At 57.6% G+C, this 26,276-nt stretch carries 23 protein-coding genes and 3 tRNA genes; 5 read left to right on the top strand and 21 right to left on the bottom strand.

The window, feature by feature from the left end; all coding sequences use genetic code 11:
• Positions 1-29: 29 nt before the first annotated feature.
• Genes WG934_RS04535 through WG934_RS04520 form a run of 4 tightly spaced genes read right to left on the bottom strand, consistent with a single transcriptional unit; the run spans position 30 to position 5,563 of the window.
• The gene (locus WG934_RS04535) at positions 30-2,189 is read right to left on the bottom strand and encodes an ATP-dependent DNA helicase RecG (RefSeq protein ID WP_339988875.1); all 2,160 of its coding nucleotides are present in this window, start codon (positions 2,187-2,189) and stop codon (positions 30-32) included.
• Between the two features lie 12 nt (positions 2,190-2,201).
• Complete coding sequence (locus WG934_RS04530) at positions 2,202-3,881, bottom strand: DAK2 domain-containing protein (RefSeq protein ID WP_339988873.1); 1,680 nt, start codon at positions 3,879-3,881, stop codon at positions 2,202-2,204.
• 11 nt (positions 3,882-3,892) lie between these two features.
• On the bottom strand, positions 3,893-4,561 hold the full coding sequence (locus WG934_RS04525; protein WP_339989250.1) for a uracil-DNA glycosylase: 669 nt from the start codon (positions 4,559-4,561) through the stop codon (positions 3,893-3,895).
• 24 nt (positions 4,562-4,585) lie between these two features.
• Positions 4,586-5,563, bottom strand: coding sequence for a thiamine-phosphate kinase (locus tag WG934_RS04520; RefSeq protein ID WP_445228207.1), 978 nt, complete (start codon positions 5,561-5,563; stop codon positions 4,586-4,588).
• A 91-nt stretch (positions 5,564-5,654) separates the two neighbouring features.
• On the opposite strand from WG934_RS04520, the gene WG934_RS04515 reads away from it, so the two are divergent.
• Positions 5,655-6,617 carry a DUF3515 domain-containing protein gene (locus WG934_RS04515; RefSeq protein WP_339988872.1) on the top strand — a complete coding sequence of 321 codons (963 nt, stop codon included), beginning with the start codon at positions 5,655-5,657 and terminating at the stop codon, positions 6,615-6,617.
• 90 nt (positions 6,618-6,707) lie between these two features.
• Here the strand turns inward: WG934_RS04515 and WG934_RS04510 are convergent, their stop codons facing one another.
• Together WG934_RS04510 and WG934_RS04505 are read right to left on the bottom strand one after the other, a co-directional pair.
• A complete protein-coding gene (locus WG934_RS04510; protein ID WP_339988870.1) occupies positions 6,708-7,820 on the bottom strand; it encodes a D-alanine--D-alanine ligase family protein in 1,113 nt (370 codons plus the stop codon).
• 28 nt (positions 7,821-7,848) lie between these two features.
• On the bottom strand, positions 7,849-8,847 hold the full coding sequence (locus WG934_RS04505; RefSeq protein ID WP_339988868.1) for an NAD(P)H-dependent glycerol-3-phosphate dehydrogenase: 999 nt from the start codon (positions 8,845-8,847) through the stop codon (positions 7,849-7,851).
• Between the two features lie 149 nt (positions 8,848-8,996).
• Between WG934_RS04505 and WG934_RS04500 the strand changes: the two genes are divergently transcribed.
• A complete protein-coding gene (locus WG934_RS04500) occupies positions 8,997-9,974 on the top strand; it encodes an NUDIX hydrolase (protein ID WP_445228206.1) in 978 nt (325 codons plus the stop codon).
• A 108-nt stretch (positions 9,975-10,082) separates the two neighbouring features.
• On the opposite strand, the gene leuD is transcribed toward WG934_RS04500, so the two are convergent.
• On the bottom strand, positions 10,083-10,673 hold the full coding sequence (gene leuD, locus WG934_RS04495; RefSeq protein WP_339988864.1) for a 3-isopropylmalate dehydratase small subunit: 591 nt from the start codon (positions 10,671-10,673) through the stop codon (positions 10,083-10,085).
• A gap of 35 nt (positions 10,674-10,708) precedes the next feature.
• The gene (leuC, locus tag WG934_RS04490; RefSeq protein ID WP_339978007.1) at positions 10,709-12,148 is read right to left on the bottom strand and encodes a 3-isopropylmalate dehydratase large subunit; all 1,440 of its coding nucleotides are present in this window, start codon (positions 12,146-12,148) and stop codon (positions 10,709-10,711) included.
• 74 nt (positions 12,149-12,222) lie between these two features.
• Between leuC and WG934_RS04485 the strand changes: the two genes are divergently transcribed.
• On the top strand, positions 12,223-12,948 hold the full coding sequence (locus WG934_RS04485) for an IclR family transcriptional regulator (protein ID WP_339978005.1): 726 nt from the start codon (positions 12,223-12,225) through the stop codon (positions 12,946-12,948).
• A gap of 74 nt (positions 12,949-13,022) precedes the next feature.
• Positions 13,023-14,264, top strand: a complete 1,242-nt coding sequence (locus WG934_RS04480; protein ID WP_339978003.1) for an MFS transporter — start codon at positions 13,023-13,025, stop codon at positions 14,262-14,264.
• A gap of 17 nt (positions 14,265-14,281) precedes the next feature.
• Here the strand turns inward: WG934_RS04480 and WG934_RS04475 are convergent, their stop codons facing one another.
• From WG934_RS04475 to WG934_RS04420, 12 genes are all read right to left on the bottom strand, one after another.
• A complete protein-coding gene (locus WG934_RS04475) occupies positions 14,282-15,961 on the bottom strand; it encodes a phospho-sugar mutase (protein WP_339988863.1) in 1,680 nt (559 codons plus the stop codon).
• Complete coding sequence (gene deoC, locus WG934_RS04470) at positions 15,962-16,615, bottom strand: deoxyribose-phosphate aldolase (RefSeq protein WP_339977999.1); 654 nt, start codon at positions 16,613-16,615, stop codon at positions 15,962-15,964.
• Positions 16,615-17,970 (bottom strand): MFS transporter, encoded by a 1,356-nt coding sequence (locus WG934_RS04465; RefSeq protein ID WP_339988862.1) that lies wholly within the window; start codon positions 17,968-17,970, stop codon positions 16,615-16,617. Before WG934_RS04465 ends, deoC begins: the two co-directional genes overlap by 1 nt.
• Positions 17,971-18,008: 38 nt before the next feature.
• Positions 18,009-18,725: a purine-nucleoside phosphorylase gene (gene deoD / locus WG934_RS04460; RefSeq protein ID WP_339977995.1), complete on the bottom strand. Its 717-nt coding sequence runs from the start codon at positions 18,723-18,725 to the stop codon at positions 18,009-18,011.
• Positions 18,726-18,885: 160 nt separating this feature from the next.
• Positions 18,886-19,833, bottom strand: coding sequence for a sugar-binding transcriptional regulator (locus tag WG934_RS04455; protein WP_339988860.1), 948 nt, complete (start codon positions 19,831-19,833; stop codon positions 18,886-18,888).
• Between the two features lie 165 nt (positions 19,834-19,998).
• A tRNA-Glu gene (locus WG934_RS04450) sits at positions 19,999-20,071 on the bottom strand.
• Between the two features lie 137 nt (positions 20,072-20,208).
• Positions 20,209-20,925 carry an HD domain-containing protein gene (locus WG934_RS04445; protein WP_339977991.1) on the bottom strand — a complete coding sequence of 239 codons (717 nt, stop codon included), beginning with the start codon at positions 20,923-20,925 and terminating at the stop codon, positions 20,209-20,211.
• A gap of 13 nt (positions 20,926-20,938) precedes the next feature.
• Positions 20,939-21,868: a Sir2 family NAD-dependent protein deacetylase gene (locus tag WG934_RS04440; RefSeq protein WP_339977989.1), complete on the bottom strand. Its 930-nt coding sequence runs from the start codon at positions 21,866-21,868 to the stop codon at positions 20,939-20,941.
• Between the two features lie 111 nt (positions 21,869-21,979).
• Positions 21,980-22,052 (bottom strand) — tRNA-Glu (locus tag WG934_RS04435).
• A 73-nt stretch (positions 22,053-22,125) separates the two neighbouring features.
• Positions 22,126-22,200, bottom strand: a tRNA-Gln gene (locus WG934_RS04430).
• Positions 22,201-22,408: 208 nt separating this feature from the next.
• Positions 22,409-23,896, bottom strand: a complete 1,488-nt coding sequence (gltX, locus tag WG934_RS04425; RefSeq protein ID WP_339988859.1) for a glutamate--tRNA ligase — start codon at positions 23,894-23,896, stop codon at positions 22,409-22,411.
• Positions 23,897-23,954: 58 nt separating this feature from the next.
• A complete protein-coding gene (locus WG934_RS04420; RefSeq protein WP_339988858.1) occupies positions 23,955-24,155 on the bottom strand; it encodes a YgaP family membrane protein in 201 nt (66 codons plus the stop codon).
• 115 nt (positions 24,156-24,270) lie between these two features.
• Here WG934_RS04420 and WG934_RS04415 point away from each other — a divergent pair, with 115 nt between their 5' ends.
• Entirely contained in the window at positions 24,271-25,401 is a 1,131-nt protein-coding gene (locus tag WG934_RS04415) for an SLAC1 anion channel family protein (protein WP_339988857.1), read from the top strand.
• 6 nt (positions 25,402-25,407) lie between these two features.
• Here the strand turns inward: WG934_RS04415 and WG934_RS04410 are convergent, their stop codons facing one another.
• Positions 25,408-26,202 (bottom strand): TIM barrel protein, encoded by a 795-nt coding sequence (locus WG934_RS04410; protein ID WP_339988856.1) that lies wholly within the window; start codon positions 26,200-26,202, stop codon positions 25,408-25,410.
• Positions 26,203-26,276: the final 74 nt, after the last annotated feature.

Raw genomic sequence — 26,276 nt, 5'->3', positions numbered from 1 at the left:
CATAGCTTACGACGTAGTCGCCAATTTGTTTACGACCGCTCGAGATACCCGGCTTCTTCCTCAGTGATATCGACTGTCAATGCTCGCGCTATATCCGACGATTGCGCGACGAGAGCTGCAGCGTCATCGCGAGCGCGATCGATAATGTCAAAGTCGTCGACTAGGTCGACCAGACCGAGTCCGGTAGCGATGCCCGACTGGTCGTCGCCAAGTACATCGCCAAAACTGCGGGTCGCTACATCCAGCTGTGCGAGTTCAAAGCCATCGTTAGTCGCGGCGATGGCATCGAGACGACGGCGCTCCGGTGAATCCGGCAGCGATGCCGTGCAGAGGAAGCACAGCCCGGCGCGAGTGCCACGGCCCACGCGACCACGCAGCTGGTGCAGCTGGGAAACGCCGAAACTCTCGGCTTGGCGGATCATCATGACGGTTGCTTCTGGCACGTCAACGCCAACTTCGATGACAGTGGTCGAGACGAGCACATCGAGGTTCCCGCGCGCGAAATCTTGCATGATGCGGTCTTTTTCCTGCCCTGGTAGCTGCCCGTGTACGACACCAATCCGGGCCGTAGGCATTTCCTGGAGTGCCCGCTGCTGTACGTTTTCGAGTGATTCGTCACCGGGCTCCGTCGCAACGATCTTCGGGCACACGATGAACACACGGTTTCCCTGGGCAACCTCTTCGTTCATGCGAGCCCAGGTCCGCGCCTCCCAAGCCGGCAATTCGAGGATGGGCACCACGAAGGACTTCACTTCACGACGGCCCCCAGGTAGCTCCGACAGCTCCGACACATCGAGGTCCCCGAAGACAGTCATGGCAACGGTGCGCGGAATGGGAGTCGCTGTCATCACCAGAACATGGGGAGTCATCCCGTCGCGACCTCGTTCGCGCAGTTTATCGCGTTGGCGAACTCCAAACCGATGCTGCTCATCGACGACTACCAAGCCAAGATTGAAGAACTCCACCCCATCTGAGATCAGTGCGTGAGTACCCACCACGATGCCAGTTGAACCCGACACAATATCGAGCAACGCCTGTCGCTTGTTCGCAACTGTCATTGATCCCGTCAGAAGTGTCACGGGGACGTCGATACCGGCGTCGGCAAGCATAGAAATAATGGATCGAGCATGTTGAGCTGCGAGTACTTCTGTGGGCGCGAGCATTGCACATTGCATCCCATTGTCCACGACTTGCAGCATGGACAGCAGCGCCACAACGGTTTTACCCGAGCCCACTTCGCCCTGGAGCAGACGGTTCATCGGCACGGTTGAGCTGAGGTCACGCGCGATGGTGTCAACAACCGATTTCTGCCCTTCGGTGAGTTCGAAACCCAGGTTGTCGCGGAGGTGCTCCTTGCTGCCTGTGGGCATTGGCGGGCACTCAGGGGCAGTTCTTTGCACCATTTCTTGTCGACGCAGCGCCATAGCAAGCTGAAGTTCCAATGCTTCGTCGTACTTCAATCTTTCGATCGCCTGCTGTGGCCCATGCGCGCCGGGAAAGTGGACCTCGCGCAACGCGGTATCGAATGGAAGCAGCTCGTCCGGCTTCTTCGGCAAAGGATCATCTTGTGTGGGTAACCATCGCAGCACCCGCTCGGTGTAAATTGCCATGACAATGCCCGGAATGCCTTTTCGTCCCCTGTGGATGGGGACGTACGGGCGATTCAACACTCGATGAAGTTCAGCGAGCCCATCAGCTGTGTCGACGAGTTTTGCCAACCGTCCAGTCGATTGCCCAAGACTGCCGTCAGCATTCAGCACGAGAATGTCAACGTTTTTCAATTGTGGCTGCCCACGGAACTCGCCGAGCGTGCCCAGCACCAACAGCATCATTCCCGGCTTCACGAAGTTTCGTAAGTAGTCATGCCCAAAGATGGCAGCAGGCATAGAACGCTTACCGTCAGTGACAGTGAACTTGAACGGCTGCTTACGACCGCTTCCCCAACCTTGTCCACCCGACGGAGCAGCAGACACAGACTCCACTCGCACAACAGCCGTAATCGTCGCACCCAGGTCTTCGTAGTTGACGTCCAAGGTGCGTCCATGAGCGAGGTAGCGCTGAGGGAACGTCGTCAAGAATTCGCCCACAGTGGATACACCGAAGGCAGTCTTCAGCTTCTTTGCATCAGCGTCACCGAGGACGTCGCGCAGCGAAGTGCGCGCATCCGGTGTCGACAACCAACCCAGCACGATACGTCCCTGCTACTCGACGCCGACCTGAATCAACTCCGCCATGCCATCGGCAGCGTAGGCGACGACATCCATATCGTCGGTGTGTTCGAGCAGTCGGGCGCGGAGACTGGTCGCGCAGCGTGGATCAACGCCGGTGCCGAGAAGCACGGTGATCAGCTCGCCGCCCGACTTCAGCATGAGGTCTACCGTTTGGTTCAAAGCCTTATCGACGTCGTCCGCGATCACTAAAATATCGCCATTTACAGAGGCCAGGACATCACCCCGCGCGCATGGCCCCACGGCCGTGAGTCCCGCTGACGTGGCCTGGTGGAGCATGGCAGTGCGCATACCGGCGCTGGCCTCACTCATTGCGTAGGCATCGACAGCCATAGGCCGTTCGGAGTCGTGTACCGCCATTGCGGCAATACCGTTTGCCAACGTGCTCGTCGGCAAAATGTTGATGGCATGCTCGGTTGCCTGGGCTGCAAGCTCGATTTGCACCATCTCTCGGCTCGACAGCAACCCATTTGGCAACAGCAGAATCTCACTCTGTGCCGGAACGCTATTGAGAGCCGAGACAATACGATCCACGGCATCATCGTCAGCGGTATTTGGCGACGACGGCGCAATAATGCGAGCACCAGCCGAGTGAAACAGATCGGCGATCGGTCCAGTAGGCGCGATGGCAAGAACCAAGCGACCAGGGTCCGCAGGTGTGTCCTTGTCCAGCACTAACGCTTCGATGTGGATCTTGGTCGGACGACCGTAATCCATGGCTGTTTCCAAAACAAGGCCCGGCTGCTGCGAATGAATATGCACCATGTGCGTGTGTTCATCTTCGCCAGCAACGATGAGTGAGTTGCCTATCTTCTCTAGGCGTCGCTTCAGCTCCGAAAGCGGTTCCTCTTCCGCCTCAAGGAGGAACATCACCTCTATTTCCGGCCCATCTGCCTTTACCTGTTCGACATGCAAGTCAGCGTCTTCAGAATCTTTGCCCGTGAGCTCATCGACGAGTGCATCGAGAAGAAGAACCAACCCCGCGCCACCGGCATCAACCACACCGGCTTTGCGGAGCGCCGGCAACTGCGATGGAGTATTTGCCAGTGCAACACGCGCTGCACCAGCTGCTTCCGTGACGACGGTCAACAACTCATCTGATTCGCTTTCCGCTGCCGCAACCGCCGCTTGGCGAAGCACCGTCAAGATTGTGCCCTCAACTGGATCTGCAATTGCAGCATCGACATGTCGAACCGCGAGCTTCAACGCGCGACGAATATCGTCTGCTCCGACGCCTTCTGCGGTCGTCGACTCAGCGACGGCACGGAACACCTGCGACAGCACCGTCCCGGAGTTTCCTCGGGCACCGCGCACCGCTCCCGAGGACAATGCTGCTGCCATATCAGTAGCTGCCGCCACCTGACCCTTTTCTGCAGCGGTGGCTGCCAACTCCTCTGCCACAGCAACCGATGATGACAGCGTCGCCACCATGTTTGAGCCCGTGTCGGAATCTGGGACTGGGAATACGTTGAGCTGGTTGATCTCTTCGCGACGGCGATCCAATACAGCGACTGACCTGCGCAACCATCGCAACATGACATCAGCGGTGATAACGTCAGGAACTCCAGCACCCTCCCCCTTTTCTGTAACGCGTGATACGCCTGTGGCTGGTGTGGCCTGGCGGTTCGTTGCGTCATCAATAGAGGTGGACATGACCGATAATCCTACAGTCTCCAGTCAATTGGTTCCGCCCCAAGACGAATCAACTCTTCATTCGCCCGAGAGAACGGACGCGAGCCAAAGAACCCGCGTGATGCCGACAATGGTGACGGATGCGGAGAGCACAAACACGGCACACCTTGGAGAAGAGGCTGCGCCGACTGCGCATCACGTCCCCACAAAATGGCCACGAGTGGTTCGTCTCGCTGCGCCAATGCTGTGATGGCATGAGTAGTCACGGCTTCCCACCCCTTGCCACGATGTGCCGCAGCCTTTCCAGGCTGGACTGTTAGCACTCGGTTGAATAATGCAACCCCCTGTTCAGCCCATGGAGTGAGATCGCCATTAGTCGGCGTCGGCAAGCCGAGATCAGACGAGTATTCCTTGAAAATGTTGGCAAGCGATCTCGGCACCGGCTGCACATCTGGCTGCACTGAGAAGCTCAGTCCCATCGCGTGACCGGGCGTTGGATACGGGTCCTGCCCGATGATCAGTACTTTCACCTTGTCAAACGGGTAGGTAAACGCACGCAATACATCTGGACCTGCAGGAAGATAACCACGACCTGCTGCGTTCTCGGCTCGCAGAAAATCGCCCATTGCGTGAATCTGCGGAGCCACCGGTGCTAATGCCTGTGCCCAACCTGCCTCGACGGGAAGCGGTCGACCTGCCATATTTTCGGAAACACTCTCAGTCATTTAAAAGGACACCCATCCCCCATGCAGCCATGGCCTCTCGCCGTCGATTGTCACATGCTCTTCGCTTTCCTTCAGCACCCGACCGATAGCGCGGAAACCTGTTGGCGGCTCTCCGGGGATGCTGCCCAGCAACGTGTGGTCCTCACCACCACGAAGCACCCACTCCCACGGGTCAATGCTCAATACCTCACCAGCGCGGATCATTTCTTCGTCTGGCGCGATGGCTTGCTTATCGACGTCGACACTAACGCCCGACATCCGAGCGATTTCACCAAGATCGACGACCAGACCATCGGAATTATCCGTCAAACTAACGGCGCCCGCTGCGCGCGCCGTGGGGCCACGACCATACGAAAACTCGGGCACCAGATGTGCGCGAACGAGACCGGCAAACTCACCAGGCACCTTTGCTGGACTGCCAAAATGCTGCAACATCGCAAAACCAGCTGCAGACTTACCGATCGGCCCCGCCGCGATCAAGGTGTCACCGGGGCGTGCTCCACCTCGCCACAACGGCGGCAATGGCCCGCCCAATTCACCCATCGCGGTGATAGAAACGACGAGGTTATCGCCACTGACGATGTCCCCACCAACCAAGTCGGCTGCGCACTTACGGCCTTCGTCGTAAAGCCCCCGGGCAATGCCAGTGAGCACACCGAGCGGAGTCTCAGGTGGTGCCGAGATGCCAAACAAGATGGCAGTAGGGCGGGCACCCATTGCCTCCACATCAGCGAAATTTTGAATAGCGGCCTTCGCGCCGATCTGTTGTGGAGTGGACCAGCGCATAGTGAAATGTCGCTCCTCCACCAACATGTCTGTGGACGCAACGTAGCGCGCGTTCGGGGTTGTCATCGCAAGCACTGCGGCATCATCGCCGTTGCGTTTCGACGGCGCGACTTTCCTAATTTCCGAGATAACTTTCAGCTCGCCGAGTTCTCCAATGGAGACATGCGACAACTGCCCCGATCGCGGGGGCAACTGTGCGTGCTCAAAGCGATTCTCTTGTGGTTCCGTCGGCACCGGCAGCCTTCCGTCTTCGTTCCGATCGCGATAGGTAGACTCTCGAACTATGGGAGATACACCCGAATCGGAAAATATGGTCCAGGCTCAGGGTAACCGCCGCAATGCAGCAATTGCATTGATTATTGCGATTGTTCTGACCCTCGGCATCATTGTTGCAGCAAAAGTCGTCCAGGATAAACAGGCTAGCAACCCTGTTGCGCTGTCCAGCCCAGATATGCCAGACAACAACGCCCCGGAGTGTGCCGAACTGCTCGGCAGGCTGCCAGAGCGCGTTGATGGCCTGGTGCGCGCTGAACTCGCTGATCCCGCCCCAGCTGGTGCTGCTGTGTGGCGCGATGTCGAAGATCACCGCATTACTCTGCGCTGTGGCGCCCCAGTGCCAACTCAGTACAACGAGCTTGCCAAGACGCAGGATGTTGACGGCGTGAAGTGGCTTCGCGTTGTCGATGCAGCGGACGAGAATTTGGTGACGTGGTTTGCGGTCGGCCGTTCGCCAGTAGTCGCTGTCACCTCGGATCCAACCCGCGAGGATGCTCTGAAGGAACTGGCCGAGGCGTTGCGCCCGGATACAGAGTTCACCAAGAAGCCAGAGCTGTCCCCAATTCCGCTGTCGGACGCCAAGGCTCCACACAATGACAAGCTGTGCAAGTCCTTCATTGCTGCGCTGCCTAAGGAACTTGGTGGCCGAAAGTTGGTTGACGGTCTCGACGTTCCAGATGGAATGGTGGTCTGGTCAGACGACAATGGCGATATCGTGTCGCTGCGTTGTGGTCTCGAAGAACCTGTGAGCTACGCAGATACCACCGAGCAGCTCACCCAGGTCAATGACATCGTCTGGTTCAACGAACCAACTATGTCCGCGGGCACGACAAGCGCATGGTACGCCATGGGCCGTGAGCGCTACGTTGCCGTTGACCTCCCGGTATCCGAAGGCGCCCAAATCATGCCACTGCTATCGGACATCATCGCTTCGAATCTGAAGAACATTTCTCCTAGCGAAGAGAAGTAGCCGCTCAAGTTAGCCACACAAAAGCCCCTGCGCGGATCTTTTACAAGATCTGCACAGGGGCTTTCCTATTGGCACTGCGCTTGGCAGAGCTTAACGACGCGCCACCAACGCACGCTGCAACAACGTGTCCAGTAACTCCTCGTATGCAACATCGGATGCAGCCATCATCTGTGGATACATCGAAATTGGGGTGAAGCCCGGCATGGTGTTGATCTCGTTAATAACCGGACCGTCTTCGGTAATAAAGAAGTCCACGCGAGTCAGACCGTCGCAGCCCGCTGCCCTGAACGTGCGAACTGAAATATCCTTGACTGCTGCCAGAGTGTCAGCATCAAGTGGTGCTGGGATCTGCGCAGTGACGACGTCGTCAAGGTACTTCGTGTCGAAACCGTAAAAGCCCTCGTCTGAATCCTCAGTGCCGTTCAACAACGCAGGCTCGGACGCAAAAACCCGACCGTCTGGGTACTGCAACACACCACACTCGACCTCTGCACCGACCAACCCCTTTTCGACGATCACCTTCCAGTCATGCTCGCGAGCCAAATCAATAGCTGCCGGCAATTCCGCCCAATCAGCGACACGGGTAATACCAATCGACGAACCACCGCGGGCAGGCTTCACGAACACTGGGAGGCCGAATGCTTCCTTGGTAGCGTCATCAAGTTCTTCGCCCTCGTGAAGAACAACCTGTTCGCCGATGGGCAGTCCTGCAGCGAAGAGCAGGTTCTTCGTGCGTTCCTTGTCCATACCTGCAGAGGATGCCAAGACACCCGGGCCGACATACGGGATACCGGAAAGTTCAAACATGCCCTGGAGCGTGCCGTCCTCGCCATTCGGGCCGTGCAGCACTGGGAAAATAATGTCCACGTTGGCGTAAACTTCGCCGGCGTTCGGCCCCGATACGTAGCGGATTTCGCCACGACGAGCCGGGTCTATGGACAACTGCAGCTCGATGCCCCCATTAGGGACCTGAGGCATAACGCGACCCTGGCGCTTCAACGACTCGACATCGGTGGTTCCTACAGTCCAGGTACCGGAGCGGGTAATACCGACCGGAATGACGGTGTACTTACGTGGGTCCAGGTGCGACATGATTGCACCAGCTGACACGCAAGAAACGCTGTGTTCGGGGCTATTTCCACCGTAGATAACGGCAACGGTGGTGACGGTTTCGACAGAGTCGACGTGTTCGGACGAAGTCATGGTTGTAAATACTATCCTTACTCTGCTTTTACTCTGCTTTACGACTGCGCCCCATCAGCGCACGAATCGTCTCCGCGACAGATTCACCCTCATGGCAAACCTTGTACACGGCTTCGGTCATTGGCATTTCAACATCGAGCGACTGTGCAACTTCCCGCACTGAAATTGACGAGATAACGCCCTCTGCAACCTGTCCACGCGTTGCGTGCTGGGCTTGCTCAACCGTGTCGCCACGACCAAGTCGGTCACCGAAAGTTCTGTTTCGAGACAACGGAGACGAACACGTTGCGACGAGGTCACCCAGGCCAGCAAGCCCCGAAAACGTCTTCTCCTGCGCACCGGCTGCGACACCCAGGCGCGTAATCTCCGCCAGGCCACGTGTGATGATGGTTGCCAACGTGTTTTCACCAAGCCCTTGGCCAGAAGCCATACCGCAGGCAAGAGCAATGACGTTCTTACAGGCACCACCAAACTCACAGCCGATCACGTCGGTGTTGGTATACGGGCGGAAGTAACTCGTTGCAACAGCTGCTTGCACCATGCGTGCACGGTTCTCATCAGTACAAGCAATGACGGTCGCTGCCGGCTGTTCTGCAGCTACTTCCCTAGCCAGGTTCGGCCCAGACAGCACAGCAATTCGATCCAGAGGCAAGTCGGTCACTTGCATGATGACTTCCGTCATACGCAAGTGCGTGTCCCGCTCGATGCCCTTCGCGAGGCTCAGCAACGTAGCTTTTTCAGGAATGAACTCACGCCACACCGACAAGTTCTCGCGCAGCGTCTGCGACGGCACACCCAGGACAATGATGTCAGCGCCGTCCATTGCTTCCTCGGCATTAGCCGTCGCAAAGATATTTGCAGGCAGCCCAAGCCCTGGAAGGTAGTCGTGGTTCTCACGGGTGATTTGGATGCGACGCGCCTGCTCTTCGCGGCGCGACCACAAGGTCACCGGATTTCCTGCATCGGCAAAGACTTTGGCCAGGGTGGTTCCCCATGACCCAGCGCCCATGACTGCAACCTGAACCATTGCCTGTCCTTTACGATTCCGCCCGATTGGTTTCCCCACTGAGCCTAGCCGGTCAATCCGATGAAATCGTGGAACCAGCGCTAGAATCGACGGAAGGAAACCGCACTCGGATTATCGGCCGACCACGGCCAGGAGCACTCCACATGACCATGCATGAGAACGACAAAGACCTCGTCAACGACAAGAATTTGACAGGCAGGCTGCGTCAGATCGAGGCGGATCCAGGCAAAAACATATCTAAGCCAACGTTCGCTGCTGGTGCAGTGTTGTGGCGCGGTGATGCATCGAATCCGGAGATCGCGGTTATTCACCGCCCTTCTTACGACGACTGGTCGCTGGCCAAAGGCAAGCTCGATCCAGGCGAGAACTTGCCGACGACCGCTGAACGCGAAATCCGCGAAGAAACTGGCTATCACGTCCGCTTGGGCAAGCTCCTTGGCGACGTGCAGTATCCAGTCGCAGGTCGCACCAAAGTTGTCTGGTACTGGACGGCTGAAGTGCTAGGTGGCGAATTCACGCCAAACAAGGAAGTCGACGAGATTCGCTGGCTCAACTGGGACAACGCTGCAGAGCTTCTCACTTATGACCTTGATGTCGAGGTATTGAATAAGGCTCGCAAGCGCCTGGGCAACGAACCAGACACGCGCATCATTCTTGTTCGCCACGCACATGCTCATTCCCGCAAGAACTGGTCTGGAAACGACAATCTGCGTCCGCTGGACAAGAAGGGACGTCGTCAAGCAGAGCTTCTGGTGTCTGCGATCCTGCCGTTCCGCCCGGAGCGTGTCTACTCCGCTGCTCCAATGCGGTGCGCCTCGACTGTGGCACCACTTGCTGCGGAACTCGCCATCGACGTCAACGTCGAGGATGTGCTCGGCGACACGGCGTGGATTTCCACCATGGTGCAGTCCAAGAAGCGTTACGACGAAATCGTCGCCCAAGGTGGTGTTTCCGTGGTGTGTGCACAGGGCCTGGTTATTCCGGACTTGATCGCGGCGTATTCGGCAGCAGGCACCCTGCCGTTGGAGGACATCCCATGCAAGAAGGGCTCCATGTGGGTGCTCGGCTTCAACGACGGTGTGATGACAACCGCTGACTACTATGCGTCGCCGTTGCCTGTGAAGTAGGTCCAATTCACGTTAGCTCGGAGCACAAAAGCGCCGGTTCACTAACCATCAAGGAATGGTGTTGTGCACCGGCGTTTTCTCAGGGCCCATGCCCTTCTTCAGTCTTCTCTACAGTGTCTTTGGCTTATGCGTCGGACGCGACGACTCATACGCTTCGATGTCAGCTTCGTTGCGCAGGGTCAACGAAATATCGTCGAGACCTTCCATCAGGCGCCAGCGGGTGTAGTCGTCAACGTCGAAGGTGAAGACCTGGTCGCCAGCTTCGACGGTGCGATTTTCCAGGTTCACGGTCAGCTCCATGCCTGGCTGCGCTTCCATAAGTTTCCAGAGCAATTCGATGTCAGACTGCGACATTTGAGCTGCGAGCAGACCAGCCTTGCCAGCGTTGCCACGGAAGATATCGGCAAAGCGAGACGAGAAGACGACGCGGAAACCATAGTCCATGAGCGCCCACACAGCGTGCTCACGAGACGAGCCGGTACCAAAGTCTGGGCCTGCAACCAACACAGAACCATTGCCGTACTCAGAACGGTTCAGAACGAAGTCCTTTTCGTTGGTACGCCAGTTGGAGAACAAGCCATCTTCGAAACCAGTGCGGGTTACTCGCTTAAGGTAGACAGCCGGGATGATCTGGTCAGTGTCAACGTTGGAACGCTGCAGAGGCACGCCAACGCCGGTATGGGTTGTGAACTTTTCCATTGGAATAATTCCTCTTCTGTAGTGCGTGCTCGTCGTTAGTTAACTGCTGACAGATCAGCTGGGGATGCCAAAGTACCTGCTACAGCAGAAGCTGCAGCAACGGCAGGGCTAACCAGGTGGGTGCGACCGCCCTTGCCCTGTCGGCCTTCGAAGTTTCGGTTCGACGTCGATGCACAGCGCTGACCTGGCTCAAGCTGATCTGGGTTCATGCCAAGGCACATCGAGCAACCTGGCATACGCCACTCCGCACCTGCAGCCTCAAAGATCGTGCCAAGGCCTTCTGCCTCAGCCTGCTCGCGCACACGCGCAGAACCTGGGACAACCAGCATCTGGACGCCTTCGGCAACCTTGCGACCTTCCAGAATTTCCGCGACAGCACGCATGTCCTCGATGCGTCCGTTGGTGCAGGAGCCAACGAATACTACGTCGATAGGTACTTCGCGCAGCGGCGTGCCAGGTTTCAGATCCATGTACTCGAGTGCGCGCTCAGCGGCGATGCGTTCGGAATCTTCAGCAATGTACTCAGGGTCTGGGACAACATCGCCCAGTGGCGCTCCCTGACCAGGGTTGGTACCCCAGGTGACGAATGGTGTCAGCGCCGAACCGTCAATCTCGACGACAGTGTCGAACTGAGCGTCGTCGTCAGTGACCAGCGACTTCCAGTATTCAACTGCTTCGTCCCACTCCTCGCCCTGCGGAGCATGTGGACGACCCTTCAGGTATTCGAACGTGGTCTCGTCTGGGGCGATCATGCCTGCACGAGCACCGGCTTCGATGGACATGTTGCAGATGGTCATACGGGCTTCCATCGACAACTTCTCGATAGCTTCGCCACGGTATTCAATGACATGGCCCTGGCCACCGCCGGTGCCGATCTTGGCGATAATGGCCAAAATCAGGTCCTTCGATGTCACGCCCGGTTGCAGTTCGCCAGTGACGTTGACAGCCATGGTCTTGAATGGTTTGAGAGGAAGCGTCTGGGTAGCCAGTACGTGCTCCACCTCAGAAGTACCGATACCGAATGCCATCGCACCGAATGCACCGTGCGTCGCGGTGTGCGAGTCACCACACACAACAGTGGTTCCTGGCTGGGTCAGGCCGAGCTGCGGGCCAACCACGTGAACAATGCCCTGCTCACGGTCGCCCATTGGGTGCAGTCGAATGCCGAACTCCTCAGCATTCTTGCGTAGCGTCGCGATCTGCGTACGTGAGGTCGGCTCTGCGATAAGCTGAATCTCACCACCAGCGACGGTGGTTGGTACGTTGTGATCCTCGGTCGCAATCGTCAGATCCGGGCGACGCACCTTTCGGCCAGCAAGACGCAACCCATCGAATGCCTGAGGTGACGTAACCTCGTGCACGAGATGTAGGTCGATGTAAATCAGGTCTGGTTCGCCGTTTTCGCCTGGCTTGACTACATGGTCACGCCATACCTTTTCGGCGAGCGTTTTCGGGCTTGCGTCCGTGGTGCTCATCTGTTGGCCCTCTCTTAAAGGTTCCATAGGCTGGAAAGGTTTCATCTCAAATCGTGAGATGATAATATCATGGTATGGGACAGACTAGCACACAAGATAACGCGCCAATGAGTGGCATCAAAGTCCTCGATCGCTCGGTTCTTATCTTGAAGACCATCGCGGAAAATCCTTGCACCCTCGCCGAATTGTGCGAGGCCACCGATTTACCTCGCGCCACTGCCCACCGCTTAGCGACGGCGCTTGAAGTACATCGCCTTGTTACCCGAACGCCCGACGGCCAGTGGACCACCGGCCCGGGGCTTACCGCTTTGACCCCGGTGACTGCCGACCTGCTTGCCGACGCTGCCGCGCATGTTCTACCTCAATTATTGGACAAGACCGGCGAGTCAGTGCAGATCTACCGCCTCACCGGCGACACCCGAACCTGCATCGCCTCGATGGAACCGCCTACCGGCCTGCGCAACACAGTGCCTGTTGGCTCGCGAATGCCTCTGACCGCTGGTTCTGCTGCAAAGGTTTTGCTCGCATTTGGCCCCGAGGGTCTCGCAGAGCGCATGATTCCCGACGCGGATTTCGACGCAGCCGAACTCGATGACATTCGCACACAAGGCTGGGCAGAGTCCATGGGTGAACGCGACCCGGCCCTGGCCAGCGTCTCAGCCCCAGTATGGAACTCGGCCGACGAGATGATCGCTGTCGTCTCAGTATCCGGCCCAGTCGAACGCCTCTCCCCTTCACCATTTACGGCATGGGGCAAGGAAGTTCTCGACGCCGCTGACGAGATGAGTAAGCGACTCTAAAGCCCAAGGAAGCCCCATCAAGACAAGTGCGAAACGAGCATGACGTGAAATCTAGTCCCGCATATCGACACTTCGTGCTCCTTCTGTCCACCCTCGCAGCCGTCGGTTCGTCCGTGGTTCACATGGGCACACCTTTTCTCATCCCCGCTTTAGTCGCTACTGGTCTCCCGCTTGCGACTGCAGGGCTTATTGCTGCCATGCCCGCCGCCGGCATTGTGTTCACGTTGATTGCGTGGGGCTGGTTCGTCGATAAGTTCGGTGAGCGGGCAGCGCTTAGTCTCGGACTTGGACTCACCGCTGTAATGACAGGCATCGCTGCGGTTGCTTCCACCTCAGGTCCTCTCATCCTTGGTGTGGCCTTGTTCTTCGCTGGCTGTGCCGCTGCTTCAGTGAATTCTGCGTCGGGACGCGTCGTATCTGGCTGGTATCCCCCGGAGCAGCGTGGCACCGCGATGGGCATCCGGCAGACTGCGCAGCCCCTCGGCGCGGCCCTGTCTGCAGTGACTTTGCCGGTGCTCGCTGCGAACCACGGCATTCATGTGTCTTTGGGTTTTGCTGCTGTCTTGTGCGGAGTGCTGAGCCTCGCATGCCTCATCGGCATTACCGATCCGCCCCGACCTAAAGCGGGTTCCGCTGATCACGTCGCTGCCGCCCGCAGCCCTTACCGCGATTCGAAGTATCTCGTCCGCATTCATATTGCATCAGCGATGTTGTCCTGGCCTCAGTCAATGATGGGCTCGTTCATCCTGGTGTGGCTGCTCGATCGTGGTTACGCTGCAGCCACTGCCGGAGTCATCGTCATGATCGCCCAGCTTCTCGGCGCCGGCTCTCGCGCCGCAATTGGTTTCGTCTCCGACCGCGCCCGCTCCCGCATTCGCCCGTACCGACATGTCGCCGTCGTCACGTTTGTGCTGTGTGTGCTCATGGTGCTTTTCGACGTCACGATCAGCAACTCCGACACCACCTCAGGCCACAGCGCGTTGAGTATTCTCGCGACTGTCATTATGGCTGCGCTGGCGGTATCCGCCGTGTCTCCAAACGGCTTGGCCTTTACCGCTGTTGCGGAGTACGCCGGCCCATTGTGGTCGGGACGGGCGATGGGCACGCAGAACACGTTCCAGAACATCATCTATGCGTCGACGCCACCGCTGTCCGGCGCGATTGTGGCAGCTCTTGGCTTTCCTGCCCTATTTGCTGTGTCAGCGGTATTCCCCGCGATTGCGTTGGCGGTGTCGCCTCGCGACGATGAGCGTCGTAAAGCACAGCTCGACGTCGCGAACGAATCAACCTCAGAGGAATCAACCGCGAGGAACTAGCAGCACAGCGATTTGCTCTAGAAGCCGAGGCACTCGGTCAGGTCAGCGCGCAGCTGCGCCAACCTGCTATCGGCCTTGGCCTTCGGAATCTCTTTGCCCGCCACGACCGGAAGCACGACTTCCAGATAGCACTTGAGCTTCGGCTCCGTACCGGATGGACGGCAAATGATGCGGTCATTGGCATCCGTGAGGAAGTACATGCCATCAGTTGGACCGATACCGAATGGATCATCAGCGAGATCGTGGACAGTGACAACATCGCTACCTGCGAGCACGGTTGGCGGATTCTTCCGCAGCGTGTCCATGCCCTGCGCGATCTTTGCGACGTCGTCGACCCGGAACGTCAACGGTGCCGTGCGGAAGAGACCGTGTGTGCGGGCGAGGTCATCGAGGGCATCGTCAAGTGTGCGCCCCTCCGCCTTCAGAACGCCAACCAGCGAAGCTGCGACCAGTGATGTCGCGATACCATCCTTATCAGCGACTGCTTCTGGATCCGGGCAGTACCCAATCGCTTCTTCGTAGCCGAACACCAAGTCAGGCGTGCGAGCGATCCATTTGAAACCGGTGAGAGTGGCCTCGTGCGCGAAGCCATGGTGCTTCGCGACGGCTGCCAGCAACCGACCGGACACAATCGAGTTCGCGAAAGCCCCTCCGGTGTGGCCATCTTGAGCGCGCTGCGTGGCGATGTAGTTGCCCAGCAATGCACCTAGTTCGTCGCCGGTGAGCTGTCGCCAGCCACCGTCCGCATCGCTATCAGGCGTTGCGACAGCACAGCGATCAGCATCTGGGTCATACGCAATGATGACATCCGCATTAATGCTCGTCGCATGTCGTTTCGCTAAATCAAGAGCGCCTAGCTCTTCGGGATTCGGAAACGCGACTGTCGGAAAATCTGGATCCGGCTCGGCCTGTTCAGGTACCAAGGACACGGTAAAACCCGCATTGCTCAACAATTGTTGACCAAGTGCCGCACCCACGCCATGCATAGCAGTCAGAGCGATGGTCACATCAGTATTCTCGCCCACGAGTTTCGTGGCGCGCGCGAGGTATTCGTCCCGGGTATCAATGGCCTGAATGCCGGTGTCGCTGAGCGGGATCTCGTCGGCACGTGGTGCAGCGGCAATAGCCGCAGCAATCTCAGAATCGGCTGGCGCCACCAACTGCACGCCTTCCCCTGCACCCTGAGCAACGCGACCACCAAGATAGACCTTGTACCCATTGTCAGCCGGCGGGTTGTGAGAGGCAGTCACCATAATTCCGGCATCTGCATGCAAAGCTTTCACGGAATACGCCGTCAGTGGAGTCGGATTCTTCGCTGGCAGAACCAGTGCCCGCCCACCCGCTGCTGCGACAACCTGAGCCGCGTCCTTCTGGAACTGCTCCGAGCCATGGCGAGCATCGCAACCAATCACCACAACCGGCTGTGCATCAGCATATCCAGCGTCGGACAGTTTCGACTGCAACCACGACACCAGTCCGTGCGTGGTCCGCATGATCACCGCACGGTTGAGCCGCGACTCACCCGCGCCTACTTCTGCACGTAATCCTGCGGTGCCGAAACTGAGCGGACCGGCAAACGAACGTGCCAACTCGTCGGTATCGTTAGCGTCGATGAGACGCAGAACTTCGTCCTTCGTCACCGGATCCGGGTCGTGGTCAGCCCACTCACGCGCAATATCGAGCACTGACTCAGTCATCTACTCCAGCTCCCCAAGAATGCTCTCCGACGCCGACAGCCCAAGTCGCGTAGCTCCAGCATCAATCATTTCTTGCGCAGCTGCAGCCGTGCGAATACCGCCCGACGCCTTCACGCCCAACCGCTTGCCGACGGTCTCCGCCATCAGCTTCACCGCATGAACAGAGGCACCACCTGCTGGGTGGAAGCCAGTCGAGGTCTTCACAAAATCAGCGCCAGCAGCTTCGGAAGCACGGCATGCTGCAATAATTTCGTCGTCGTTAAGCGCAGCCGATTCGATGATCACTTTGAGAATCGTTGGAGCCGGAATAGCCTCGCGAACTGCGTCGATTTCAGCCTGCAGATCATCGAAACGACCTTCCTTCGCCAATGCGATGTTGATGACCATGTCGACTTCTTCAGCGCCATCAGCGACGGCACGTGCAGCTTCAGCAGCCTTGATTTCAGGCTTGACGGCACCGGATGGGAATCCAACGACGGTGGCTACGTGCAGGCTTTCTGGCACCTCGACAGGAAGTTGTGACGGCGACACGCAGATGGAGTAGGTGCCGAGACGCACGGCGTCGTCGATAAGTGCGGACACGTCGGCTGCAGTTGATTCGGGCTTGAGCAGCGTGTGGTCGATGATACGAGCGACTTCTTCACGAGTAGACATTACGCAGGTACTCCTTCAAGAGTAGGTTCTTCGTGTGCTGCCATGACACGGTCAGACACGATGTAAATCACGGAGCCAACAGCAGCGACAGCGGCGAGGACCCACAGAACGTTGTTGTAGGACAGTTCCATTGCCTGCAGCTTGGCGGTGTAGGCAATACCCAGTGGAATGGCGATGTTGATGATCAGGTTGTAAAAACCGATGGCGATTCCTGCGCGCTCCGGCACGATATTGCTGAGTGCGGTGTTCACCAGTGGTGCGTAGATCAACGCGAAGCCGGAGGCGAAGAGCACAATCGCGAAGATGAGCAGGGCCAGCGAGATGTGGATACCGATTGCGCCAAGTACTAGCGAACCGGTAATAGAAGCGAGCGCGAGGTAGATCGTGGTGCGAGAGCTGAGCACCTTGCCGATCTTGCCGGAGAAGATGCCGACGAGGATTGCACAAACATAGCCAGGGATCATCAGCATGGCTGCCCGGTCTTGCGCCAGACCATGGAGATCTTGCGCTGCGAACGGCAGCATGAAGATGAAGCCGAGCTGGGTCGAGTACACGATGAAGACCAGGATGATGGCCCATACGTAGCGACCATTCTTAAAGAACTCCGGGGTAACCAGTGGCGCCTTTGCCTTTGCGACGTGCAGTCCAAAGGCAATGATGCCCAAGATGGCTGGAATGAGCCACAACCAGTTGAACGCCTGGATGTACATGGTCAGCGAGGCTGCAAAGACAGCGATGAGGAAAAGACCGAGTGCGTCCAAGTGACCTTCGATTGCTTCGTCTTCGGGCACGTGCTTGATAAGGAACGGGATGGTCAGAACCAGTACCAGTGGCACCAGGAACATGACGGTCCAGCTGATGTATGTCGAGATAATTCCCGAGGTCAGAGCGCCAATGAGCAGGCCTGATTGGAAGGCGGCCGTCGAAAAGCCGAGGTAGGTCTTCTGGTCTGCTTCGGACAGGTGCTTTCGTACGTAGATGACGTACAGCGTTTCAGCGGCGGCGAGACCGGTGGTTTGAATCAGGCGTCCGGCGAGGACCATTGGCCAAGAGCCGGAGAAGAAGAAACCAATGAGAGAGCCGACGACAATCAAGCCGACGCCAGCGATCATCAGTTTGCGAATGCTAATGGAGTCAGCCAGTGCGGCGTACACAACGGCGCCGATGCCGATGATCACGCCGGCAAGCGACGCCTGGAGGCTGGCCGTATTCGAATCGATGCCAAGGCCGGCGGCCATTGGGCCAGTCATGGTCTTGAAGCCATTGTCGATGACAAGGCAGAAAACGAAGGAGAACAGCAGTACCGGTACGGCTGCCTTCGGGTTAAGCGTGGGAGGTGCTACGCGAGTAGTCATTGCGATCGTGTCCTTAGGGCGCTGCGATACTACGCCGCTTAGAGGGCAGCTAGCGGAAGGGCTAGCTCCATCATTTGGGTGAAAGCGTTCTGGCGTTCGTCTGCGCTTGCTGCAGCGCCAGTGACGAGGTTGTCGGAGGTGGTGAACAAACCGACCGCATCGACGCCTGCGTACGCAGCGATTGAGTACAGCGCGGCGGATTCCATCTCGACGCCCAGCACGCCCATGCGCGCCCAGCGATCATTGACTGTTTCATCAGCGTTGTAGAACACGTCCGACGACAAGATGTTGCCGACATGTACGGGTAGCTCGCGTCGTTCAGCTTCGTCGTTCAGTGCTTTGAGCAGCTTCCACGAAGCGGTTGGGGCGTAGTTGCCTGGCAAGTTGTACTGAGAGACGAAGTTAGAGTCCGTCGACGCCGACATGCCGATGATGATGTCGTAGAGGTCAATGTCCTTCTGCATCGCGCCAATGGATCCGACGCGGATGACCTTCTTTGCCTCAAAGAAGTTGATGAGTTCGTAGGCGTAGATGCCAATCGATGGGATACCCATGCCCGAGCCCATGACGGAGACCGGATTTCCCTGGTAGGTGCCGGTGAAGCCGAGCATATTGCGGACTTCATTGAACTGCACGACGTCGTCCAAATAGGTCTCGGCGATGAACTTTGCTCGTAGCGGATCGCCTGGCATGAGGATAGTTTCGGCGATATCGACGCCATGTGGATTGATGTGCGGGGTGTTCTTGTCAGCCATTGTTGCGCACTCCTGTAGCAACGAAGTTTGGCAGCACACCCGCTTCTTCTACGCGTTCTTTCTACTTCTACGCTGTCGACGCGAGATCTTTCGCAGTGGGCGACGCTGCCCTGTCTCCTACAGATTAACGACACCCATGCACATCTGTCAATAGCTGCTTTTACATTTGTTCCATATTGGTGATTCGCGTCGCGGTGTCATGGTCGATGACGAGATGCGTCGCCAGACCCATTCGGAGGGCCGTGGCAATCGCATCGGCTTTTTGCGTGCCACCAGCTACGAGAAGGCGGATCGGACGCGACCGGAGATCGTCGATGGAAATGCCGACCGTGCGAGCGTCGATTTCTGGGTCAGCGATATTGCCTTGCGAGTCAAAGAACCTCGAACACACATCGCCGACAGCGTTCTTCCCTAGCTGCTCCACTTCTTCATCAGTGAGATAGCCCAGGTTCATGAGCAGACTTTCCGGCCGCGCATCACCGACGGTAAACACCGCCACATCCGTGCTCGCGCCTTCCGCCAGCATGTGCGCTATATGACGATCCGTCACCACCAAATCCTTCGTCTGCTTCGAATCCAGAATGACGGGCAGTGGCAGCGCCATCATTTCGGCATCCAATGCCCGCGCAAATCTGGTGAGCGTCACCACATCTTTAGTGTTTCGCTCCGTATGCGAATGACCACCCTTCAGCTGCACCACCTTCATGTCATGCAATGACTGTGGCCGCAGATGCTCCGCAATCGATGTCAGCGTCTGCCCCCACGAAATTCCCACGGACATACCGTCGGCCAGGATGGCCTCCAGCACCTCCGCCCCTACACCACCGAGATCTTTGTAGAGCTCGCTTTGCGACGACGTCGCGGGGCGCACAATCCGAACGACTTCAAGGTTGAACAGCCGTTGAAGCTCAGTAATGACTTCGCCCGCTTGCTCGCGGGGATCGTTGATGGTGATGGTGACGAAGCCGTTTTCACGAGCGTGCGTCAGCAGCTTGGACACCGTCGGACGTGAGATACCAAGCTTCTTAGCGATGTCCGCCTGACTCAATTGCGCATCGTAGTACAGACGAGCAGCGTCGATGGCTTGGCAATCTTTGCGGTCCAACATGCTTCTATTGTTGCACTTTATGGCTGGAGTGTTGTGCGGGGTATCAGTTGGGACAACAGTTGGAGCTCTGGCGCGGACTCGTCGGCATCCAGTACAACTAGCCATGCCATACAAGTCTTAATGGACAGGCAAAAAGGGACCAGCCGAAGCTGGTCCCTCATTTTGTACCCCGTACGGGATTTGAACCCGTGCCGCCGCCGTGAGAGGGCGGTGTCCTAGGCCGCTAGACGAACGGGGCTAGCGATGTCTGACAATGCCATACGGCCTTGACCCGGCGAATACTGCGTTGCAGACCCGCTAAGACTAGCAAGCCACCCGCCATCTACCTAATCTGCAGGTCAGTGCAGGAAAAGAAGAGTCGACAATCCTCGTCTCTTACTCGTACTCAATCGCACTCAGCAGCTTCACTCTCTCCTGCAACGCCTCCAACAGGTTGAGATCCGGCAACCGCTGCCCGATGATGTCGCACATGCTCTCGTACCACCACTGCTGTCCTGCCAAACCAACGTTGAATCGATCCCAGAAGGTCTGACCTATCTCGGTTTCGTCGGCAAGTATTGCCGTGATGTTGTGCAACTTGTCGGCGCAAGCGACGATGAAGGCCTCGTCGTGAGGTGTATTGCGCAGCGCCTCCAGATACGCTTCGCCTCGATCGCGCCACGAAGGCAAAGACTCGTCCTTTGTTACGGCCTGCACAAGTTCGACAACGTAATCGCCGAACTCCTCGCGCATGCATTGTTTCGGGTAGGAGTCGGGAACGTCCTCGAAGATGTCGTGGAATAGGCACGCGATCAGGCAATCCTCCGACGGCTGCTGCATCCCTGCATCCACATCCACGCCGAACCCAGTCCGTTCCCACCGTGCGGTCGACGCAATGTGCATGACACCAAACACGTGCGAAACGTACGGAGTCTGCGTGCCCTTGCGGTAATGCCCGTCATGGGCGCGCGCAGCCACTTCCATCGCCCGCAACAGGCGCGGGCTCGGTATGTTGGTCACCGCCTCAGCCACGTCCGTCTTAACCACGTCCGGCTCAGTCGTGCCAGTCGTCGTAGTCTTGTCCATCGTCAAGTATCCAATCTCCAATCTCATGCGCTAGCAGCGCTCACAAACCCAACTCGTCCAACACCGCATCAAACGCTGGCCCCACGCCCGTGCGCCACAACGTATCCACGCGACCGTCGGCACGCCCGGGCCCACCATTGACGACGGCGACCCGCTTCCCTGCTTTCTGAGCCTCAATCACAAACTTGTAGCCACTCATCACCGCCAGTGACGATCCGACTACCAGCAGCGACTCAGATTCCCGCAACAGCTCGTACGCCGCCTCTTTACGATCCCCCGGCACCGGCTCCCCGAAATACACCACATCCGGCTTCAACAACCGCGAACCACACTGCGCGCACCCCACCATCACGAACTTCTCGACCAAGTCGGCACGCAAATCTACGTCACCATCCGGATTCACCGTCGACTCATCCACGCCCGCCTGTTCGAAAAATTCGGGGTTTGCTGCGCTGAGGCGTTCGTCGAAAAGTGCTCGCTTCTCGACGAATCCGCACTCAAGGCACACCACACTCGCAAGGTTTCCGTGCAGTGGGATGACGGTGGGCTGTCCAGCGTCGATGTGGAGGCCGTCAACGTTTTGAGTCACAACACCCGTGACAAACCCCTCGTGCTCCAGCTCGGCGAGTGCGAAGTGGGTGCGGTTCGGGCGGGCCTGGTCCATGATGCGCCAGCCAACGAAGCTGCGCGCCCAATAGCGGTGGGAAGCAGCCGGGTCGTGGCGAAACTCCTGGTAGGTCATGGGTCGGTGGCGGGACAGTGAACCGCTGGGACCACGGTAGTCAGGAACTCCGGAATCAGTGGAAACGCCCGCGCCGGTGAGAACAAGCGCCGGAGAGTTTCGCAGCTGGGTGGCGATCTCCGTGAGCGCTTGATCGGGTGGCGTCGGTGTGGCCGTTTCGTGGACGACCCGTGCGATGGAGCGCAGAGCTGAAGCATGGGCTCGGGCGATCGGAGCGTGTTCGAGCATGATTATCAGCATATGTGTCTGGGTTGGTTTGGCGCGCATGTATGCACACCCAACCCGACCCAACCCGCAACGCAAAAAGACCCCCACCTAAGGTGGAGGTCTTTTACTTTGTACCCCGTACGGGATTTGAACCCGTGCCGCCGCCGTGAGAGGGCGGTGTCCTAGGCCGCTAGACGAACGGGGCATACAAAAACACTGTCAATTTCAAAGCAGCACGATCACTGTAGTGAACAAGCACTGTTGTGAAATTTTCAATGTGGCTGGCCTACCAGGACTCGAACCTAGAATGACGGTACCAGAAACCGTTGTGTTGCCAATTACACCATAGGCCACTGCGCTTCAGACCTCGTTCACGTTCCTTTCGGCTCGTGCCCGCTGCCCTTGCAACGAGGACTAATATAGCCAGAATTCACCTACCAACACAAATCCGCTGGTCAAACACCTAAATTACATGGGTGAAATTGGCGCAAATAAAAGCATGGACAAGCGACCACACCTTTCGGAACCGACGCTTGCCCATATTGCTCTCCTCTTCAACCATTAGGCTTCAGAAACCCACGGCGTTGCTTCACGAGCCATCTTCAAGCGACGCAACGTGCGCTCCCGGCCCAGCAGCTCCATCGACTCGAATAGCGGTGGCGACACCTGTGCACCAGTGACAGCGACACGCACTGGTCCGAATGCCTTGCGTGGCTTCAGCTCCATCTTGTCGATCAAGACAGTGTTGATTGCCTTTTCGAGTTCTGCTGTAACGAAGGAGTCGTCGTCAAGCTTCTCTACAGCAGCGATCGTGGCATCCAGAACTGGTGCTGCGTCTTCCTTGAAGTTACGGCGCGCGGACTTCTCATCGAAGGCGAACTCGTCCTCGTCGATCACGAGGAACTTCACCAGATCCCAGGCGTCGCCGAGAGTCTTAATGCGGGTCTGAACCAGCTCGGCAACAAACGCGAACTTGTCCTCCGGGAAGTCAGCCGGGAAGTCCTTGTACTGCTCCAGGTACGTACGAAGGCGACCAGCGAAGTCAGCAGCATCGAGCATGCGGATGTGGTCCGCGTTGATCGCGTCAGCCTTCTTCTGGTCGAAGCGTGCAGGATTCGAGAGCACATCGCGAACATCGAAAGCTGCGACCATCTCGTCCATGGTGAAGATCTCGTTATCCGCAGAGATAGACCAGCCCAGCAGCGCAAGGTAGTTCAGCAGACCTTCTGGAATGAAGCCGTTGTCGCGGTGAATAAAGAGATTGGACTCTGGATCACGCTTCGACAGCTTCTTGTTGCCCTGCCCCATCACGAATGGCAGGTGTCCAAACTCTGGCGTGAACTTGGCAACGCCAATGCGCTTCAGCGACTCGTACAGAGCAATCTGACGAGGCGTCGAAGGCAACAAGTCCTCGCCACGCAGAACGTGGGTAATTTCCATCAGCGCGTCGTCGACTGGATTGACCAGCGTGTACAGCGGCTCGCCGTTGGAACGAGCAATGACATAGTCCGGCACAACGCCAGCCTTGAATTCGATGCGCCCACGCACGAGGTCCTCGAATACGATGTCCTCGTCTGGCATGCGCAGGCGAATAACAGGCTTGCGTCCCTCCGCGCGGAACGCTTCCTTCTGCTCTTCGGTGAGGGTGCGATCATAGTTGTCGTAGCCAAGCTTCGGATCGCGACCGGCAGCCTTGTGACGCTCTTCGACCTCTTCAGCCGTGGAAAACGCTTCGTACGCTTCGCCAGCATCGATGAGCTGCTGCAGAACATCCTTATAGATGTCCTTGCGCTGCGACTGGCGGTACGGCTCGTGCGGGCCACCGACATTGACGCCTTCATCCCAGTCCAGACCGAGCCAATTCAGCGCGTCGATAATAGCCTGGTAGGACTCCTCGGAGTCACGTGCGGCGTCAGTATCTTCAATACGGAAAATCAGTTTGCCACCAGTGTGGCGAGCGTATGCCCAGTTAAAAAGGGCAGTTCGGATCAAGCCAACGTGTGGCGTTCCGGTTGGCGATGGGCAAAAGCGAACACGAACATCTGACATGCTTTACGACGATACCCGCCAGCAGCTCCGCCCATCATGTTGACCTTGGGTGTTTGCGCTACTTCTTCACCTTGCACGTCGAAACACCAAAGAGTCGGTATAGCGGGCAGAAGCCGAGTGCTGCGGTCAGCACCATGATTGCCGCGACAACCCACAGGATAATTTGGACTGCGCCGTCATTCATTGTGGCGAAGTATGCGGCAAGCGCTGCGATGACCAGGCGTACGGCGCGGTCTCCGCCATGAACATTTTTAACCATGTTGGTTCGATACCTTTCAGCAGAAGATGCCACCCTTATTTACGGGGTAAACAACATGCCCCTACCGGGTATTAAAATTACCACCTAGGGTATCGAGTGGGTACGGTCAAGAATTGTGACTTCTATCAAAGAAAAACTTTCCCACACACCGCTTCCAATTTTTGCTGTGGTGATGGGTACGGCTGGCTTGTCGACGGCGTGGAAACGCGCTGCCGAGGCTCTCAATGCTCCTGAAGTCATTGGGGTTGCGCTGTACTTCCTCGCGGCAATTACGTTTGTGCTTCTTCTTATCGCGTACCTTGCCCGCATCTTGGGCAATCCGGCGAACTTAAAGGCTGACCTGCATCACCCCATCAAGGTGACATTCCTGACCGCCATCACCATTAGCTTGATGTTGGTCGCGACTGCGGGCATCTCCATTCTGCCGGTCACCATTACGACGATCCTGTGGTGGATCGCAGTTGTCGGGCACTTGTTCTTGATGCTCGTCACTATGCGTATGTGGATGCGCCCGGAAATTACCATTGCGCATGTCACGCCAGCGTGGTTCATTCCCGTGGTCGGTAACGTCATTGCTCCGCTCGGTGGTATGCAGCTGGATTCCACGTCTCAGCAGATGAGCTTCTTCTCGTTCTCTATCGGCATCGTGATGTGGCTGGGCATCTTGCCTATCGTGCTGTATCGCTTGTTCGCTTTTGACAAGCCGATGATGCCGAAGTTCATCCCTACGATGTTCATCCTCATCGCCCCTGCAGCCGTGAGCGCTTCGTCTCTCGCTTTCATTAATGGCCAAACGTCGCTTGCATCGAGCGTTCTCTTTTACTCCGCGATTGGCTTCTTCTTGCTCACGTTGACTCGTTTGCCTGAGCTGATTTCGCTGCCGTTCAACATCCCTCACTGGGCAATGTCATTCCCCCTGGCTGCGTTGTCCTCCTCCGCGCTGATCTATGACAAGAAGATTGGCATCTTCTTCCTGACCCTCACAACGATCATCATCGTAGGCTTGTGGATTCGCACGATCATCGAGATCTTCCGTGGCGGCATTTTCGCCCCAGAAGGTGGCCCAGCACCTGAACCACAGACCGCTGAAAAGGCAGAGGAAAAGGCAGAACCTTCCGCATCCGCAGAGTCTGTCGCCGCTGCAGAACCTGCAGCATCCGCAGAGACTACAACTGGCGAGGACACTGCTCAGGTCGAACAGGCTCCTCTTAGCGACGAAGTCCCACAAGGTAAGCCTCGCGACTAGCGACACTCACCCCGTCCATTCCGCGGCGACGTCACCGCGATAGCCGGCTGTTCGCAGCCGGCTTACCCATTTCTGCAGCGGTGCTTCCCCTGTGCCCGGCGCGCCACGTCCCGGCGCGTCGGCAAGTTGCACGTGAGCGGGCATCGACACAGCCCCGGTTTCTACATCGGTCAACCACTTCTCGACGTCGACCCCGTTAACCGCAAGATGATAGAAGTCGAGCAATACTCCGGCACCAGTTTCTCGGGCAAGATCTTCGGCAGCCCACGGACAGGTAACTGGGTAATTCGGTGTCGCAGACATTGGCTCTACAAGTGGCTGCACCCCTACCTCTGCGAGTGTGTTCACCCATGCTGCTAGGTGTTCGCGTTGTGTATCTGTCACTGCATCGCCACTCGCCCCCAGCAGTGTGTTGGTGAACCGGAGCCCGGTTGCGTCAGCGATTCGTCGTAAAGCGTCGAAGTGAGCGGTGGGCAGCGCCTCGCGGTGGAGAACACCACGCTCGCCTGCGGGCATGTCCCCTCCCCAGGAATTCATTGCGATGAGGCGAACTGGCGCGGACGTAATCGCATCAATGAAATCGTTCAGCGCCGTATCCGTGGGCGTCGGAGTGGCAAACGGCCACCACAACTCGACGGCAGTAAAACCCGATTCGGCAGCCGTTTCCAGGGCCGTCGGCAGCGTTTCCGACAGGTTCTCGGGCTGCGTCAATTCCTTCAACACGGTCGAGCAATTGAGCACGGTGCACAACGGACCATCCGGACCGGTCGGGTTAACAACACGTGAATAACCTGGGTTCATGGTTGTCAGGATATCCGGTCATGCCACAATCGCGGGCGTACAGAAGGTGGCCGTGACAGGCGGTTGCGGTAGTT

The sequence above is a fragment of the Corynebacterium sp. H78 genome (assembly GCF_037572275.1).
Classification (GTDB): Bacteria; Actinomycetota; Actinomycetes; order Mycobacteriales; family Mycobacteriaceae; genus Corynebacterium.
Note: the sequence above shows the minus strand (reverse complement) of the source record. Positions and strands in the feature narration are given on the sequence as shown.

Excerpts from the sequence above, each read along its gene's own strand:
- WG934_RS04530 (WP_339988873.1), bottom strand. The coding sequence starts at position 3,881 with ATGTCCACCTCTATTGATGACGCAACGAACCGCCAGGCCACACCAGCC.
- WG934_RS04525 (WP_339989250.1), bottom strand. The coding sequence starts at position 4,561 with ATGGCAGGTCGACCGCTTCCCGTCGAGGCAGGTTGGGCACAGGCATTA.
- WG934_RS04515 (WP_339988872.1), top strand. The coding sequence starts at position 5,655 with ATGGGAGATACACCCGAATCGGAAAATATGGTCCAGGCTCAGGGTAAC.
- WG934_RS04510 (WP_339988870.1), bottom strand. The coding sequence starts at position 7,820 with ATGACTTCGTCCGAACACGTCGACTCTGTCGAAACCGTCACCACCGTT.
- WG934_RS04505 (WP_339988868.1), bottom strand. The coding sequence starts at position 8,847 with ATGGTTCAGGTTGCAGTCATGGGCGCTGGGTCATGGGGAACCACCCTG.
- WG934_RS04500 (WP_445228206.1), top strand. The coding sequence starts at position 8,997 with ATGCATGAGAACGACAAAGACCTCGTCAACGACAAGAATTTGACAGGC.
- leuD (WP_339988864.1), bottom strand. The coding sequence starts at position 10,673 with ATGGAAAAGTTCACAACCCATACCGGCGTTGGCGTGCCTCTGCAGCGT.
- leuC (WP_339978007.1), bottom strand. The coding sequence starts at position 12,148 with ATGAGCACCACGGACGCAAGCCCGAAAACGCTCGCCGAAAAGGTATGG.
- WG934_RS04485 (WP_339978005.1), top strand. The coding sequence starts at position 12,223 with ATGGGACAGACTAGCACACAAGATAACGCGCCAATGAGTGGCATCAAA.
- WG934_RS04475 (WP_339988863.1), bottom strand. The coding sequence starts at position 15,961 with ATGACTGAGTCAGTGCTCGATATTGCGCGTGAGTGGGCTGACCACGAC.
- deoC (WP_339977999.1), bottom strand. The coding sequence starts at position 16,615 with ATGTCTACTCGTGAAGAAGTCGCTCGTATCATCGACCACACGCTGCTC.
- WG934_RS04465 (WP_339988862.1), bottom strand. The coding sequence starts at position 17,970 with ATGACTACTCGCGTAGCACCTCCCACGCTTAACCCGAAGGCAGCCGTA.
- deoD (WP_339977995.1), bottom strand. The coding sequence starts at position 18,725 with ATGGCTGACAAGAACACCCCGCACATCAATCCACATGGCGTCGATATC.
- WG934_RS04455 (WP_339988860.1), bottom strand. The coding sequence starts at position 19,833 with ATGTTGGACCGCAAAGATTGCCAAGCCATCGACGCTGCTCGTCTGTAC.
- WG934_RS04445 (WP_339977991.1), bottom strand. The coding sequence starts at position 20,925 with ATGAGATTGGAGATTGGATACTTGACGATGGACAAGACTACGACGACT.
- WG934_RS04440 (WP_339977989.1), bottom strand. The coding sequence starts at position 21,868 with ATGCTCGAACACGCTCCGATCGCCCGAGCCCATGCTTCAGCTCTGCGC.
- gltX (WP_339988859.1), bottom strand. The coding sequence starts at position 23,896 with ATGTCAGATGTTCGTGTTCGCTTTTGCCCATCGCCAACCGGAACGCCA.
- WG934_RS04420 (WP_339988858.1), bottom strand. The coding sequence starts at position 24,155 with ATGGTTAAAAATGTTCATGGCGGAGACCGCGCCGTACGCCTGGTCATC.
- WG934_RS04410 (WP_339988856.1), bottom strand. The coding sequence starts at position 26,202 with ATGAACCCAGGTTATTCACGTGTTGTTAACCCGACCGGTCCGGATGGT.